General features: G+C 57.9%; 13 protein-coding genes. 7 read left to right on the top strand and 6 right to left on the bottom strand.

The window, feature by feature from the left end; all coding sequences use genetic code 11:
• Positions 1–307 precede the first annotated feature (307 nt).
• Positions 308–1,516 (bottom strand): chromate efflux transporter, encoded by a 1,209-nt coding sequence (chrA, locus tag QDX22_RS02985; RefSeq protein ID WP_110100529.1) that lies wholly within the window; start codon positions 1,514–1,516, stop codon positions 308–310.
• Between the two features lie 973 nt (positions 1,517–2,489).
• On the opposite strand from chrA, the gene QDX22_RS02980 reads away from it, so the two are divergent.
• Positions 2,490–3,590, top strand: coding sequence for a M20 family metallopeptidase (locus QDX22_RS02980; RefSeq protein WP_233242892.1), 1,101 nt, complete (start codon positions 2,490–2,492; stop codon positions 3,588–3,590).
• A gap of 38 nt (positions 3,591–3,628) precedes the next feature.
• On the opposite strand, the gene QDX22_RS02975 is transcribed toward QDX22_RS02980, so the two are convergent.
• The 3 genes from QDX22_RS02975 to rpsT all read right to left on the bottom strand — a co-directional run bounded on the left by QDX22_RS02975 (position 3,629) and on the right by rpsT (position 7,102).
• Positions 3,629–4,819, bottom strand: a complete 1,191-nt coding sequence (locus QDX22_RS02975; protein WP_279717986.1) for a M20 family metallopeptidase — start codon at positions 4,817–4,819, stop codon at positions 3,629–3,631.
• A 40-nt stretch (positions 4,820–4,859) separates the two neighbouring features.
• Positions 4,860–6,497, bottom strand: coding sequence for an AbgT family transporter (locus QDX22_RS02970; RefSeq protein WP_110098393.1), 1,638 nt, complete (start codon positions 6,495–6,497; stop codon positions 4,860–4,862).
• Between the two features lie 338 nt (positions 6,498–6,835).
• A complete protein-coding gene (gene rpsT, locus QDX22_RS02965) occupies positions 6,836–7,102 on the bottom strand; it encodes a 30S ribosomal protein S20 (protein WP_110098392.1) in 267 nt (88 codons plus the stop codon).
• A 272-nt stretch (positions 7,103–7,374) separates the two neighbouring features.
• Here rpsT and lepA point away from each other — a divergent pair, with 272 nt between their 5' ends.
• Positions 7,375–9,213: a translation elongation factor 4 gene (gene lepA, locus QDX22_RS02960; RefSeq protein WP_279717985.1), complete on the top strand. Its 1,839-nt coding sequence runs from the start codon at positions 7,375–7,377 to the stop codon at positions 9,211–9,213.
• A 24-nt stretch (positions 9,214–9,237) separates the two neighbouring features.
• Entirely contained in the window at positions 9,238–10,500 is a 1,263-nt protein-coding gene (hemW, locus tag QDX22_RS02955; RefSeq protein ID WP_425248470.1) for a radical SAM family heme chaperone HemW, read from the top strand.
• Positions 10,501–10,504: 4 nt separating this feature from the next.
• Here hemW and QDX22_RS02950 read toward each other — a convergent pair whose 3' ends face one another.
• Entirely contained in the window at positions 10,505–10,900 is a 396-nt protein-coding gene (locus QDX22_RS02950) for a DUF4870 domain-containing protein (protein WP_233487865.1), read from the bottom strand.
• A 154-nt stretch (positions 10,901–11,054) separates the two neighbouring features.
• Positions 11,055–11,933, bottom strand: a complete 879-nt coding sequence (locus tag QDX22_RS02945; protein ID WP_279717984.1) for a DUF3097 family protein — start codon at positions 11,931–11,933, stop codon at positions 11,055–11,057.
• Between the two features lie 211 nt (positions 11,934–12,144).
• Between QDX22_RS02945 and hrcA the strand changes: the two genes are divergently transcribed.
• The 4 genes from hrcA (at position 12,145) to QDX22_RS02925 (ending at position 16,320) form a co-directional block, all read left to right on the top strand.
• Positions 12,145–13,161: a heat-inducible transcriptional repressor HrcA gene (gene hrcA / locus QDX22_RS02940; protein WP_110100535.1), complete on the top strand. Its 1,017-nt coding sequence runs from the start codon at positions 12,145–12,147 to the stop codon at positions 13,159–13,161.
• A 22-nt stretch (positions 13,162–13,183) separates the two neighbouring features.
• Complete coding sequence (dnaJ, locus tag QDX22_RS02935) at positions 13,184–14,308, top strand: molecular chaperone DnaJ (RefSeq protein WP_110098389.1); 1,125 nt, start codon at positions 13,184–13,186, stop codon at positions 14,306–14,308.
• A 30-nt stretch (positions 14,309–14,338) separates the two neighbouring features.
• Positions 14,339–15,139 carry a 16S rRNA (uracil(1498)-N(3))-methyltransferase gene (locus QDX22_RS02930; RefSeq protein ID WP_110098388.1) on the top strand — a complete coding sequence of 267 codons (801 nt, stop codon included), beginning with the start codon at positions 14,339–14,341 and terminating at the stop codon, positions 15,137–15,139.
• Between the two features lie 143 nt (positions 15,140–15,282).
• Positions 15,283–16,320 carry a PhoH family protein gene (locus QDX22_RS02925; protein ID WP_279718172.1) on the top strand — a complete coding sequence of 346 codons (1,038 nt, stop codon included), beginning with the start codon at positions 15,283–15,285 and terminating at the stop codon, positions 16,318–16,320.
• Positions 16,321–16,322 lie beyond the last annotated feature (2 nt).

Raw genomic sequence — 16,322 nt, 5'->3', positions numbered from 1 at the left:
GCATAGCGTTTCTGTGTTCCTGACTCGGTGCCCTCTGCACGCCATTGGTTGATTCGATCCCGCCAGAAAACAGCCATTTTCTGCAGACGTGTACGGATACCATTTCGGTCAATAACGTCAGACACTAGACCACCTGTTGACGAGAGCAATCAAGCAGTCGTCACAGACTGCCGTATGTAGTGCACTTTGAATCGATTGGTCCGGAGGCCATGCACCACGTCACCATTCGCAACACCCCGAGGTCCAAAAACTGGCACTAGTTTGCTTCCCCGTCTCACAGCCCATACCGCGATAACGGGGGTCGCAATTAGACCCAGGTCAGCCCCACATCGGTCACCGAAGCTACCACACCAACCAATCCACCGATGAGCACCACCGACCATGCTGGGACTTTGGCGAACAGTAGTAAGGCGAAACACCCCACGGCGATGATCAGTGTGGCATATCCGGTAATCCCTTCGGTGATGATGGGAGTGATCAGCGCGGCTGTCATGATGCCGACAACGGCAGCATTGGCCCCGAGAACGGCAGAACGGGCCACCTGGTTCTGCTGAATCTTGGACCAAAATGGCAGGGTAGCCAACAGAAGCAGAATACCTGGAAGGAAGACGGAGACCAGTGCCAGGGCTGCACTCAGCCATGCGCTCCCACCGGATCCCATCTCGAACCCGAGGAATGCTGCGAACGTGAACAACGGTCCAGGTACCGCCTGGGCCGCACCGTAACCGGCCAAGAATTGATCTTGACTGACTGCTTCTGTGACCGCAGGCTCGGCTTGGAGTAGGGGTAAGACGACATGGCCGCCACCGAAGACCAGGGCACCGGCACGGTAGAACGCGTCCGTCAAGCTCACCCAGGGGTCGTCCCAGAGGGCAGTGATGATTGGTAAGCCGAACAGCAAGACCGCAAAGAGTACAACGCTGATGATGCCCACGTATTTGGAGATTTCCACGCTGAGTGGGGCAGGCTGTGTCTGAACCAGGTGACGGCACCAGATGACGCCGGCAATGATTCCGGCCACGATGGCGCCGATTTGACCGATATTCGAGGGGAGGATTAAGACGAGGGCGACGGCAACGATCCCGATGAGAATGCGCCGCAGGTCAGGTGTTAAGGATTTTGCCATGCCCCACACAGCGTGTGCGACCACAGCAACGGCCACCGCCTTCAGGCCGATGACGAGACCTTCTGCGATCGCACCGTCCAAATTCACGGCGCCGATGGCGAATAACACGAGCAATAGTGCCGAGGGCAGGGTAAACGCCGTCCAAGCTGCTACCGCTCCCAGGTAGCCACCTCGGATGAATCCCAAAGCGAAACCTACCTGGCTTGAGGCAGGGCCGGGTAAGAACTGACAGAGCCCGACCAGCTGTCCGTAGTGCTCTTCACTGATCCACCGCCGGCGAGACACTAGCTCATTTCGGAAATATCCAAGGTGAGCAATAGGTCCGCCAAAAGAGGTGAGTCCTAGTCTGAGGAAGACATGAAAGACTTCCCACGGCTTAGTCTTCGTCATGCTGGTCTTCACCCCGTGAAATACCTGCCCCTGTTGTCGTGGACCGCATCCGAGTCATGTGGTTGGCCCTCGTTCATTTTAGATGAGAACTTCGACAAACCGGTGCGGGAAATCCATGTGGCCTCCCGAGTCGTCACGGTTCCCCAGGGCGGTGTCGCCGGGCAGGGCAACGGTGCACACTATTTACTTTATTTCCCGAATTTCATCAGAACACACCAGCAGACTATGCGAATGGTTGATGGTCGAGTATCGAGAGAGAGTCTCTGGAAGACATCGATTTTGACGTGCGAGAATTTGCAGGGCTGCTAGCTCGGTTACCTGAGCCCCTCCCGATATCAGATTCTTTTGAGCAAACCAATCGCCAGAGGACAGGCCGTTGGCGGACCTTTCAACGAGAGCATATGACTGAGTGGTTCGCTTCCCAAACAACGACCGGTTTTGGCGCCTACGTTAGGCGAAGACCGGATCTATCAGCAAAGAAGACTCATAACCGTCTCCAGAGCGCTGAGAAACTCGTATGGATTGCGGAAGCACTTGGAGCTGATGCTGACCTTGTCCAACAAGTTGCCGACGACGTGTTGATCAGGCCTTGTCGCGGTCGGTGCGGACACGTGAGGGAGCACCTGCCTTGGGAGCTGATCGCGGAAATGGCGGAAGACTCCTTTTCGGAATGAGGTGATCGAATCAAGAGTGCCGGGTGTTTCCATGGCCTGTGGTCTCTGATGGATAGCAGTCCACGCGGTTTCGCGGTTGCCCGGTTGATTCCACTGCACCAGAACTTCTCGGGAAAGTCGTTGTTTCCACCTGAAGCCGGGTTTATGTTGCTGTTCGGCGAGCTACTGCGGAAGCGCCCGAAGGTTTTTGGAGCGGAGAGAAAGCAGGGGGCGTTCGTGAGAGAATCTTCGGTATTGTTTTGCCTATGTCAATTATTTCACCTTCCCTCGTTGAATCCGCGTCATCGCGGCTCGCGGACATGCTCCGTGATATTCAGAAGTTGGTAGAGGTCGAGTCTTTTTCCTCGGACCTGGAAGCTGTGGCTCGTGGTGCTGAAGCTGTTTCTGAGGTTATTTCTCAACGGTTGGGTGCCACCGTGGAAACCCTCCAGGTCGATGGTGTTACGCACCTGCGTCTACGTTTCGGAGCAGGCAACCCGAAAGTCGTCATCCTGACTCACCAAGATACGGTGTGGCCCCTGGGGACCCTGGAACGCATTCCCTTTAGCAATGATGGTTCCAAGCTTCGAGGCCCTGGCTCTCTTGACATGCAAACCGGCGTGGTCATGGCCGTTCATGCCACAGCCATGTTGCAGGAATTGGGAGTGGATCTCGATGGTCTCTGCATTCTGGTGACAGGAGATGAAGAAGTGGGTTCGACAACATCGCAGGAGCTCATTCTCTCAGAGAGCCAGAATGCGACGGCAGTTTTCGTTACCGAAGGCGCTTTTGAGACGTCGCTGAAGATTGCTCGTAAAGGCACATCGGATTATGTCGTTGCCGTTAAAGGGCGAGCCGCTCACGCGGGTCTTGAACCTGAGCAGGGCATCAATGCGGGTCTTGCTTTGGCTCTGCTGGTGCCGAAGATTGCCGGCATGAGTGATCCTGACCAGGGGACTACAGTCACACCAACCATTATCAAGGCCGGAACCACGCCCAACACCGTCCCCGCTTCTGCTCAAGTCACCGTTGATGTCCGGACCCCGACCCGAGAAGAGCAAGACCGTGTCGATGCCGAAATGCGCCAGCTCGTGTCTCCGCTTCCTGGGGCAACGGTGACAGTTCTAGGTGGCGTCAATCGTCCGCCAATGGAGCGTAGCACCGGCGCCGATCTTCTAACCCAAGCGCAGACGATTGCGGAGACGTTGGGCATAGAGCCATTCGAGGGAGTCGGTGTGGGAGGAGCCTCTGATGGCAACTTTACCGCCGCCCAAGGGATTCCCACTTTGGATGGAATGGGGGCGTGCGGTGCAGGAGCACACGCTGATCACGAGCACGCTCTGGTGGAGTATATTGCGCCACGAACAGCGCTCTTGGCTGCCATGGTTGCTACCCAGCTTGAGAAACGTGACACGGAATAGGCTGACAAAATTTATGAGGTGTCGCTCAAAAGCTGTCTCTAGCCCAGGCCTTGAATAATACCCGCGAGAAGCGCAGTTTGCGGAGCGATGGAGGAGATCAAGATATGCTCGTGAAATGCGTGAGGTCCTTCGCCGTCGGCTCCAAGACCATCTATCACCGCCAAGCCACGTGCGGCGACAAAATTGGCGTCAGAAGCACCACCGGCGGCCTTCGGTGAAAGTTCTCTGCCCAGCCTCTTGCCTACTTCTAGTGCACGGTAGAGCGCCCTTTCAGAAGCGGGATTGAGCGTCATCGGTGGTCTATCGCCTGCGCCCATCTCAATCTCGAGGGAGAGCCGATCATCACTGGCAAAAGGTTCAGGTAATTTTAGCGCTGGTAACTGGCGATTAATTCGTTGTTGTTCCTCGAGCGTGGTCACTCGAATATCCACGAGAGCTTCGGCGAATCCTGCAACGACGTTGCGTCCTGTGCCACCATTGATAACTCCCACGTTGACGGTGGTACCCTGCTCGGGATCGGCGAGACTGGTGATATCGCTGATTATTGTCGCGAGCGCGTGGATAGCGTTGGCACCTTTTTCTGGTTCCAACCCCGCATGCGACTGGCGCCCATATACCCTAACATCCGCAAACATCACGCCTTTGCGTTCATGTTTGGGATGCCCCTGGGCGCTGGGCTCGGTGACTAAAGTGAGTCTCGATCTCGATGCCACGTCCTCGATCAAGTGCCGCGATGAGAGCGATCCGATCTCTTCGTCCCCCGTGAGTAATAACGTGACGGGCGGGAACGCCTGCCCGAGTGCTTTCATTGCTCTGATCGCCCAGGCGAGTTGTATGATCCCGAACTTCATATCCAAGACTCCGGGACCAGAAAGTTTGTCTCCGTCGGCCTTGAGTGGCCAGTCATCGATCGTGCCCTGTGGCCACACCGTATCGTAATGGCACAGCACCAGTACTGCTTGCTGGATGCTATCAGTGTGGTCTTCGGCGGTACGACCGTGCCAGTGTAGCTTCAAGACATCGCCGTAGTCGGTGTGCGGATTCCTGAATTCAGCGTCAGGTTCTCCAGTACGGGAAATCACAGTATGGCGAATCACTTCGAGACCACTATCCAGCAGGGCTTTGTCGTTACTGGGCGTTTCCGCTGTGACAACCCTTCTGAGGTCGTCGATAAATTCCTGTTGGTGTGAGTTGATGTAGTTCTCAACGGCATCCGTCGTGGCGGGCATCGCGGGAGAAGCCTTCCTGTGGGCTGGCGGTAATCAAACGTTAGCGGACGGGAACGCCGGGGCCTAGGGGAATTCCGATGGCGTACCAGACCATAAAGAAAAGGAACCAGCCGACTAGCAACGCGATAGAGATCGGCAAGGTCATGGAGATCAGTGTGCCGATTCCGGCACGCGGATAGTACCGTTGCAGATACCCTAAGACGAGGGCGAAATACGGGCTCATCGGCGAAATGATATTGGTGGGCGAGTCACCGATGCGGAACAACATCTGAGTAACTTCCGGAGAAATCCCGATCAGCATCAGCATAGGTACCAAAACGGGTGCCATGAGTGTCCATTGAGCAGATCCGGAGGTGATAAAGAAGTTTAGCGCCGCGACCAATAACACCACTCCGCCAAAGAGGACGATTGTCGGCAAGTTGGCCTGCGACAGGAACTCTGCACCGTTAATGGCCATTACCTCGCCCATGTTTGACCATCTGAAGTAAGCGATGAATTGTGCTGCCGCAAAGAAGATAACAATGATGGGTGCCAGTTCTTTAATCGCTTTGGCCATCATGTCCGGGACATCGTGTAGTTTGCGTATAGTTCCGTTCACCAGGCCATAGGTGACACCGGCGACGAAGAATGCCAGTGCGATTGGTAACGCGATGTCGGTAAGTAACGGAGAGTCCAGCGCATCTCCACTTTCAGCCTGCATCGGAGAACCTGGTATGAACAGTAGAGCGAAATAGATAGCCAGGAAGAGCACGATAGCAAGTGCTGTCCATCCCAGAGAACGGACTTCTTTCTTCGTATACGTCAGTAGCGATTCGTCGTCATCGATCGCAGTATCTGCATCTGTATCCCGACCCGTTTGGAGTACTGCGGTCGCCGCGCCTCCTGCTCGATCTTCTTCGTCACGGAAGCGCCGAGTCATTTTCACCAGCAAGAGTTCAGCAACAAGGGTGACCAGGGTGGCGAGGACTACGGCAGACGCCATAGAGAAAAAGTAATTGGCAACTGGGGACACGACGTATTCATCGTCAATAATATGAGCTGCACTCGTGCTAATACCGGCCAGGACGGGATCCACTGCAGTAATTAGTAGTGACGAGTTGTATCCCGCCGAGGCTGAACCGAAGGCAACGATTGCGCCGAGCACTGCGGAGCGACCGGCGGCCTTGAACGCGGCGGCTGCTAAAGGAATCAAAATGACGTAGATTGCGTCGGAGGCCACAGAACCGGTGACGCCAGTCAGAGCGATAGTAAATGTGAGCCATTTGGTCGAGACACGAGAAACAATGACCCGAATTGCACTGCTAATCAGTCCCGAGCCTTCGGCGACAGCCACGCCAAGCATGACCGTGATGATGATGCCAAGTGGCGGGAACTCGACAAAGTTAGCTATCGCATCTTCAATCATCCGCTGAAAACCCGCGGGGTTGAGCAACGATTGGACAGCTACGTGCTCGTCGTCGGCCGGATTCACAGCACTGAGGCCAACGCTTTCAAGAACGGCCGAAAGGACAAGGACAAGAACGGCTAACGCTATAAACAGCCAGAACGGGTGCGGCAGATAGTTGCCGATCTTCTCAAGCCATTGGAGTGACCGTACCAAGCGTCCGTCTCTCGGCGTGGTAGCTACACTATCGGCGGAAGCTACTTTTGGCTCCGGATCGTGTTGTTGAGTTGTCATAGCGGTCCTCTGTTCAAGAGCGAGTGACGAGATGATTTGCGGGCCGGCGATTCAACGTTGGATGTGTCGCGTAGGCCTGTCTAGATAGCTTGACTAATGTGAACTAAATCATAACGAAAGCAACCGGATTTTTTCAAAGCGATCTCGTTGAGGTGCTGAGATGTGAGGGACGAGAAGTCATATATTTCTGTGGGGGATTCATGAGTCAGATCGGATTTTATCGACAGGGTCTCGCGCTCTTTCGTCTTACCAGCTCAGACGGTAACTAGCGTTAAACAAAACCGGGGACCACGCGATCGCGAGGTCCCCGGCCAGATGTGCAGACTTAAACGTCTAGATTAGGCGTCCATCTTCTGAACCTTGGCGGCAGCACCGGACTTGCGGTTTGCGGCCTGGTTCTTGTGAATGACACCCTTGCTCACGGCTTTGTCCAGCTTACGGCTGGCTACGGCCAGAGCCTTCGAGGCGGCTTCCTTATCACCGGACTCAACGGCTGCATCGAGGTTGCGCAGGTGAGTCTTCAGCTCGGACTTGTACGCATTGTTGCGACGACGAGCCTTTTCGTTGGTGAGAATACGCTTCTTTTGCGACTTAATATTGGCCACGGAAATGGTCCTAACTTCTGTCGAGGATTGGTCGGTTGAGGGAGTTTCCTATCCCGAGCGACTGAGCGGTGTGGGGGCACCTAGGAAAGCTCGACACAGGGTGCCCGTCGACCTACGCGGACACACAGCTGACCATCATACCACGCAACAGCGTGCGGATTCTTCGTGGTGTGCGGTGGCACTGAGCACATACACTGGCTGGCACCCTGGTGCAATCATGAGACAATAGACCATTAGACCTTATTCATTGTCATCGATGAAGGATGTTGCCCTTGTCGCCACAGGCTATTGATCCGCCCCGTCCTGGGTCGACCAACCCGGTGCAGATTCGAAACTTCTGCATTGTCGCCCACATCGACCACGGTAAATCTACCCTGGCCGACCGGATGTTGCAGAAAACCGGCGTGGTGACTCCCCGGGAGATGAAAGACCAGTTTTTGGACCGGATGGACATTGAACGCGAACGCGGGATTACCATCAAATCCCAAGCCGTGCGCATGCCCTGGGCCTATGAAGGCACCAACTACGTGCTGAACATGATCGACACCCCCGGGCACGTCGACTTCAGCTACGAAGTCTCCCGCTCTCTAGCCTCCTGTGAGGGGGCGATTCTGCTGGTTGATGCTTCCCAAGGGATTGAAGCTCAAACGCTAGCCAACCTGTATTTGGCGATGGAACACGAGCTGTCCATTATCCCGGTGCTTAATAAAATTGACCTTCCGGCAGCTGATCCCGACCGCTACGCGGTAGAGATCGCCAACCTGATCGGTGTGGAACCCGACGACGTACTCCGCGTCTCGGGTAAAACCGGTGAAGGCGTGGAAGAACTGCTCGATGAAGTGGTCCGGTCCACCCCCGCACCTGAGGGCAATCACGATGCGGCCACCCGGGCGATGATTTTCGACTCGGTCTATGACAGCTACCGTGGTGTGATTACCTACGTGAGAATGGTCGACGGCGAACTCCAACCCCGCCAGAAGATCAAGATGATGGCCACCGGTAGTACCTACGAACTCCAGGAACTGGGTGTGTATTCACCCGATGCCATCCAAGCTGAGGGATTGTCGGTCGGTGAAGTCGGGTACCTGATTACCGGCGTCAAAGACGTGCGCGAATCCAAAGTCGGTGACACCATTACCTCGGCCCACGATCCGGCCGAGGACCTGATTAGTGGCTATGAGGAGCCTCAGCCGATGGTGTTCTCCGGTTTGTATCCCATTGATGGCTCGGATTACCCGGACCTGCGTGATGCCCTGGATAAGCTCAAGCTCAACGATGCTGCGCTGAACTATGAGCCCGAAACCTCGGTGGCGCTCGGTTTCGGATTCCGTGTCGGATTCTTGGGATTGCTCCACCTGGAGATTGTGCGCGAACGTCTGGAACGCGAATACAACCTGGATTTGATTTCTACCGCGCCCAACGTGGTCTACCAGGTCACTACCGAAGACGGCACCGAAGTTGATGTCACCAATCCTTCAGAGTTTCCCGAAGGCAAGATCCGGTCGGTGCGTGAACCCATGGCGCAAGCCACCGTGATTGTGCCCAGCGAATTTATCGGTGCGGTCATGGAACTCTGCCAGGGTAAGCGCGGACAGCTTCAAGGTATGGACTACTTGTCCGAAGAGCGTGTCGAGATCCGGTACTGGATCCCGTTGGCCGAAATTGTCTTCGACTTCTTTGACCAGCTGAAATCCCGGACCAGGGGCTACGCCTCGTTGAACTGGCAACGCGATGGCGACCAAGAAGCGGACCTGGTCAAGGTGGATGTGCTCCTTCAAGGCGACACGGTCGATGCGTTCTCAGCGATCACCCACCGTGACCACGCCTACGCCTACGGGGTCAAGATGACCGGAAAGCTCAAAGAGCTCATCCCGCGTCAGCAGTACGAGGTGCCCATTCAGGCAGCCATTGGTTCCCGGATTATTGCCCGCGAGAATATTCGGGCTATCCGCAAAGATGTGCTGTCCAAGTGCTACGGTGGCGATATTTCGCGTAAGCGGAAGCTGTTGGAGAAGCAGAAGGAAGGCAAGAAGCGGATGAAGATGGTCGGCCACGTGGAAGTGCCACAGGAAGCTTTCATTGCTGCTCTGTCCACCGACGGTGGCGACTAAGCCTCCAGGAGGCCTGACGATCTCGTGCCACACGTTGACCTGCAGGGCTACAGGGTTCCTGACTCCCCGCTGTTTCCCGCTGACGTCGGTCAGCGCATCTCCGAGTCGCTGACAGCGGGAACACCCAGGACCTTCTCGTTGTACGTGCACATTCCGTTTTGTACGGTCCGGTGTGGGTACTGCGACTTCAACACCTACACGGCCACCGACTTTGGGCCCGGAGCCTCCCACGACACCTACGCCACAACGGTCTTACAGGAACTGGAAATGGCCCGGGAGCGGATGGATGCTTCGGGCATTCCGAACCGGCCGATTCATACCGTCTATTTTGGAGGCGGGACGCCGACACTATTGCCTGCCACAGACCTGGTCCGGATTGTTGAGCGAGCCCGGGAGCTCTTCGGTATCAAACCGCAGGCGGAAATCACCACCGAGGCCAATCCGGATACCGTTACCGAGGATTCGATCGCCGAACTGGCCGAGGGAGGATTCACCCGGCTGTCGCTGGGCATGCAGTCGGCGGTCGGCCACGTACTGAAAGTCCTCGACCGGTCACACACCCCGGCCAATATTCCCCCGGCGGTGGTCTGGGCAAAACAGGCCGGGCTGGAGGTCTCCCTCGACCTGATCTTTGGCACACCGGGGGAGAGCCTGGCAGATTGGCAACAGAGCCTTGAGGTCGCCATTGAGCAGGCCCCGGAACATCTGTCTGCCTACGGACTCATCGTTGAACAAGGCACCAAATTGGCGGCCCAAATTCGGCGTGGCACCTACCCCGATACCGACGGGGACGACCAGGCCGATAAATACGTGATGGCCGAGGAGCTACTGGGCCAGGCGGGGTACCGCTGGTATGAAATCTCCAACTGGGCTCATGATCCGGAAGGCACCGGAGTGCATCGGGCAGAACACAATCTGGCCTACTGGCGTAATCAGGACTGGTGGGGCGCGGGCCCCGGAGCTCACTCGCATTTAGCCGGCATCCGGTGGTGGAATGCCAAGCATCCGCTGGCTTATGCGCAACGGTTGAGCTCGGGGGTGCCTGCCGCGGTTGGGATGGAACAACCCGATGAGGCAGAACGCCACCTGGAAAATATTATGCTCGGGATCCGCCTTTCCGAAGGACTCGCCATCTCAGAGCTGAGTCCAACAGAACAAGAACAGATTCCCGAGCTACTGCGACAGGGATTATTAGAACCAGGCGCTGTGAAGAGAGGTCGCTTAGTGCCGACCCTACACGGACGGTTACTGGGGGATGCCATCACCCGCCAGCTGGCCGATATCTAGCTGACTAGCTGATCAGGCGCAGGTTGACCGGGTAGCGGTAGGGGCGACCCTTATTGACCTCGATACCGGCCACCACACCGGAAACGGTCATAAACAGCCAAATCAACACGGTCAGTACAGCGAAGATCGCGCCGATCACCGGCAACAAGGACAAAACGTTCAGCACGATAGCCACCACCGACAATGGCAAAGTGAAGTTCAGGGCTTCCTTCGATTCTTGGGCGGTGAAGGGGCCACGCTCGCGGAAGACCAAGTAGATCACCAGTGAGGGGATGAACATCAAAATGGCACCAAAATGTGCGACAGCGGCCCACTGACGGTCCTCGGAGGGAGTCAGCGGTTTCGGCTCTGACGTCTCATTCTGCTGGGGGCCAGAAGTATTTCCCGAGTACTGGGACACGAGTTCCACCTTTTCTCTCCGAGCTGTCACAGCTACTGTCTCAGCTTTATGCCATCACGTCCGGTCCCTTCGTCAGGTGAATCCGGGCGAATTCAACCATCAGTATAGGAGGACAACCTGAATTTCGTGTAAAGAACACGATCAGGTCCGAGAGCTAGGCGGGCTCCACGGTGACAAAGTCAATCATTTGTTCGACCTTGGCCAGCAATGCCGGTTCCAAGTCCGCGTAGTTGCTCACCCGGGCCAGAATCTGTTTCCAACCCAGCCCTATATCCTCTGCATCCTTGTGCGGTAGCCCCAACCATTCGAGAATCCCGGCCTTCCAGGATTGGCCCTTCGGGATGACCGGCCACTGCTGCCGGCCAATCACCTGTGGCTTGACCGCCTGCCAAATATCGACATACGGATGACCCACAATCAGCACATTGCCCTGAGCCCCGGGAAGCGTCATGGTCTGCTCGGCAATCGCCGACTCTTTGGACCCGGGCACAAGGTGATCCAGCAACACCGCCAAACGGCGTCGCGGAGCCGGACCAAAATCTTCGACCGCACCGGCCAGCTCGTCAATACCGTGTTGCGGTTGGACCACAATCCCTTCAACCCGCAGATCATCGCCCCAGATCTTCTCCACCAGCTCGGCATCGTGGACACCTTCCACCCAAATCCGGGAGGCGCGGGCGACCTTCGCCCGCGTTACCGGAGCCTGACGAGACCCTGAGGCAGTGCGAGCATGACGGTGTCCCGGCTCGGCCGGTTTCTTCGTCTTGGTCGGCATCACCAGCTCAACCGGTTGTCCGTCGATCAGAAATCCCGGGCCCAACGGGAAAGACTTGGTCGCACCGCGACGATCTTCTAAGACCACCACGATCATCCCACCAACCCGTTCTAGCCGGATCATCGCTCCGGTGAAACCAGTGGTGGCATCCTCGACCACCAGATTCTTAGCAGCGGGAACCTTGGGAACAACGGCCTGCCGGGCCCGCCGAGCCTGATCTGCTGCCAGAGTCTCTGGTCCCCACTGATCCCACTCCATCAGTACTCCCTTTCGCTGGCACGTCGTCAGTGACGTGGTCCACTCGGTTCCCGGTGAGACTACCACCGGACGTTTGTCTGCCAGCGAAGCACCGCCGGTGAGACTGCACATCACCACAGCGGGCTACTAGAATTAGCACTAGGCGCCCGACAGTGCTAATTTGTGGAAGATACGCACGACCATCAACAGGGTGAGCAGAAGGGACGGTGAGATGAGCGAGCTACCGCGCCGGATGAAAGTCTTGCAGGCCATCGTGGAAGACTATGTCGCCTCCCGGGAGCCAGTCGGTTCCAAAGCCCTGGTGGATCGTCACGACCTCGGCGTCTCCTCGGCCACGGTGCGTAACGATATGGCCGATTTGGAAGATGAAGGGCTTATTGTTGCCCCGCACACCTCGGCCGGGCGGATCCCGACCGATAAAGGGTACCGGTACTTTGTTGACCGCATCTCCGAGATTCGGCCGCTCTCGGCAGCAGAAAAACGTGCCGTGCAGGCCGTCTTGGACATCACCACCGAAGACCTCGATGAGGTCATGACCCGGAGTGTGCAGGTACTGGCCCAGCTCACCCACCAAGTGGCCGTCGCACAGTTTCCCAAGACCGATACCGCGGTGATTCGTCACCTCGAGCTCGTCTGGTTAGCCGAACACCGCCTACTGGTTGCGGTGATTTTCTCGACCGGGAAAATCGAACAGCGCATGTTCACCGTCGCCGATCAGGAAGATGACCTCGACGTCCAGGTGGTGCGCGACATCTTCGTCCGCCAGCTCAACGGGCTCACTGCCCAGGAAGCGCTCTCGGTGATTCCGGGCATTCTGGCCGGTGTGCCCGGAAGAGAACAGCGCCTGGCCGAAGATTTATCCCACCAGCTCCAGCTGTTGTTGGCCTCCACTCAGCGCGACCGGATCTATTTGGCCGGTACCGCCAACTTGGCTCGGTCTCAAACCGACTTCGGATCCTCGATCGGACCGGTGTTGGAAGCACTGGAAGAACAGGTCGTGTTGCTGAAGCTACTGGCCGAAATGCAACAAGACGTGCGGGGGTTGTCCGTCTCGATCGGTACCGAAAACCAGGGGTCATTGTCGGGGACCTCCGTCGTCGCAGCCGGCTATGGCCCCAACAGCAGTTCCATGTTGGGTGTGGTGGGTCCAACCCGGATGGACTACCCCGGTACCATGTCTGCGGTACGGGCCATCGCCCGCTACTTGTCGAAAATCTTAGCTCAGTAAATTGGAAGGAAGTTACTCCACCGTGGCAGATCACTACGAGGTTCTGGGGGTATCGAAAGATGCCTCGGCAGAAGAAATTAAGCGCGCCTACCGGAAGAAGGCACGCACCCTGCACCCAGATGTGAACCCCTCACCTGACGCTGCCGAAGAATTCAAACAGGTCACCGCCGCCTACGAAGTGCTTTCGGACGAGACCAAACGTCGTAACTACGATATGACCGGTAACGCTAACGGTACCGGAGCGACCGGTGGCTTTGGAGGAGGCTTCGGTGGCTTCTCCGATATCTTTGACACCTTCTTCGGCGGTGGCGGTGGTGCCCGTTCTGGCCCGGCCTCACGTACCCGTCGCGGCCAAGACGCGCTGATTAACGTCAAGATCGAGCTCGAAGATGCTGTCTTCGGTGTAGAGAAAACCATCGACCTACAGACCGCGGTACGCTGTAGCGTTTGCGATGGCTCCTGTGCCGAACCCGGCACCGGCACTCAGACCTGCGAAACCTGCCACGGCCAAGGCCAAATCCGTCGCCCGGTTCAATCCATTCTGGGTACGGTGATGACCGCCGAAACCTGCCCGAGCTGTCGGGGCTTTGGCGACACCATTCCCAACCCATGCCACGAGTGCGGTGGCCAGGGCCGTGTTCGCGAACGGGTGTCGCTGACCATCAAGATTCCCTCCGGTGTCGATACCGGCACCCGCATTCAGCTGGCCGGTCGTGGTGAAGCCGGTCCCGCCGGTGGCCCCCAGGGCGATCTCTATGTGGAAATCAAAGTCGGAGACCACCCGGTGTTCTCCCGTGACGGCGCTGACCTGACCGCCACCATGACCTTGCCGATGACGGCTGCGGCCCTGGGCACCGAGCTGACCTTGGATACCTTCGACGGGGAACAAACGATCCGCGTCAAACCCGGCACCCAATCCGGCTCGGTCGAAACTCTCAAGGGCCTGGGCGTGGGTCTGTTGCGTGGCAACGGGCGCGGGGACTTAAAGGTGACGCTGAAAGTCGAGACCCCCACCAAGCTCGATGATAAGCAACGCGAGCTGTTGGAAGCACTAGCCACCGCCCGCAGTGAACACATCGTCCACGGCCAGACCGAATCCAAAGGCCTGTTCTCCCGGCGGAAGAAAAAGAACCGTGACCGCGACTAAGCATCTGGTGGCGGTGAGTGCGGGCAGGCCATGACGCACCAGCTGTTCTATGTTGCCCCCGGGGCTTTGGAGGGGCTGACAGGCCGCGGCGACCAGGTGGAACTGGATGCTGCAACCACCCGGCACGCGGTGAAATCCCTGCGACTGACGCCAGGAGACCGGGTGCTGGTGGCCGATGGGACCGGCACCGGGGGAGTGGGAGAACTGGTGGAGACCTCCGGGCCCTGTGCCGTGGTCGGTCTCGAGGAACTCACCCACCAACCGGCACCTGCACCCCGGTTGGTTTTAGTCCAAGCCCTGGCCAAAGCAGACCGCGACCTGCTGGCGGTGGCCACCGCGGTCGAACTCGGCGTGGACGCGGTGATTCCCTGGCAGGCCGAACGCTCGATCGTGCGGCTGAAAGCAGACAAGACAGCCAAAACCGTGACCAAATGGCAGTCCCAGCTGCTCACCGCGGCCCAACAGTCCCGCCGATACCGGATCCCTGAGCTCAGGGATCCGGTCAGTGGCACCGCCGTGGCCGAGCTAGCCCAGCACCGGCACCGGCTGGTGCTCGTCACCCACCAAGACGCCACCGAGCACCTGGGTGAAGCGCTCACCGACGCGATGCAACAAGCACACCATGACGGGCCAGCCATCTCCGAGATCGCTATCGTGGTCGGCCCCGAAGGTGGTATCTCACAGGCAGAAATCACCGCACTGCAGGATGCCGGGGCCCGCATCGTCGTGCTGGGGACCCATATTCTGCGGGCCTCCACCGCCGGCCCGGCCGCCGTGGCGGTGATCAATGAACGACTCGGCCGGTGGTATCCGCCCCAGGCCACCGGGTGAGGGATCACCGTCGCGTCGGTGAAGCGAGTAGACTTGACCACAACGTCTGAGAACACGACCTTGACCCCCCTGACGGAGAGTGCACCGAACTCTTGGCTGAGATCACCAACCACAACACCATTAGTTTCTCCTCTGCCGAGCAGATGATTGCCAGCTTGGGACCCCAAGACCTTGCCCTGCGTGTCTTGGACGGTATCTACCCGGAGCTGACCATCGCACTACGTGACCAAACCGTAGTGCTCTCTGGCGCCGACGACGCGGTGACGCAAGCCCACCGCGTACTCGAAGAACTGCGTTCCATCGCCGCCGGTGGCACCACCGTCGACGCCCAGCTGATTGAAGCCACCATCTCCGGTGTCCGGCACCAGGCCCGGATGGCTGGTCTCGCCCAAGCACAGACCCATGCCGGGGGAGTGGCCGGCCTCGGCGCCGGCGCGACCACCTCCGGTACCCGAATCGGTGTGGGAACCGAAGCGATTATTTCCTCCCGGGGGAAGCAGATCCGTCCCAAGACGCTGAACCAACAGGACTATGTGCGAGCCATCGACGAGCACACCGTGACCTTTGGGCTCGGCCCAGCTGGCACCGGTAAAACCTATTTGGCCATGGCCAAAGCGGTCCAAGCCCTGCAGGCCCGGGAAGTCAACCGCATTATTCTCACTCGCCCGGCGGTCGAGGCTGGCGAGTCCTTGGGCTATTTGCCCGGATCCCTGTCCGAGAAAATCGACCCCTACCTGCGCCCGCTCTACGACGCGTTGCACGATATGGTCGATCCCGAAAACATTCCGCACCTGATGGCTGCCGGAACCATTGAAGTCGCTCCGCTGGCCTATATGCGCGGTCGCACCCTGAACGATGCCTTCATCATTCTCGACGAGGCCCAAAATACCTCCTCGGAACAGATGAAAATGTTCTTGACCCGCCTGGGATTCAATTCTCATATGGTCATCACCGGCGACTCCTCCCAAATCGATCTGCCCCGGGGCACCGACTCCGGGCTGGCCCAAGCCGTGGAATACCTGGAGGGGATCGACGATATTGCCATCGTGCGCCTATCCAGCAAGGATGTGGTTCGCCACCGTCTGGTTTCTCAGATCGTCGACGCCTATGAAACTCACCAACCCGCCGGCGCCTCGCGTCCTGCCCGCAGTGCACGCAACGCCCGGAAATCCGGAAGGTAATG

The organism is Auritidibacter ignavus (assembly GCF_029853775.1).
In the GTDB taxonomy this organism is placed as follows: domain Bacteria; phylum Actinomycetota; class Actinomycetes; order Actinomycetales; family Micrococcaceae; genus Auritidibacter; species Auritidibacter ignavus.
The sequence above is the reverse complement of the archived record's forward strand: the minus strand, read 5'-3'. Positions and strand labels throughout refer to the sequence as shown.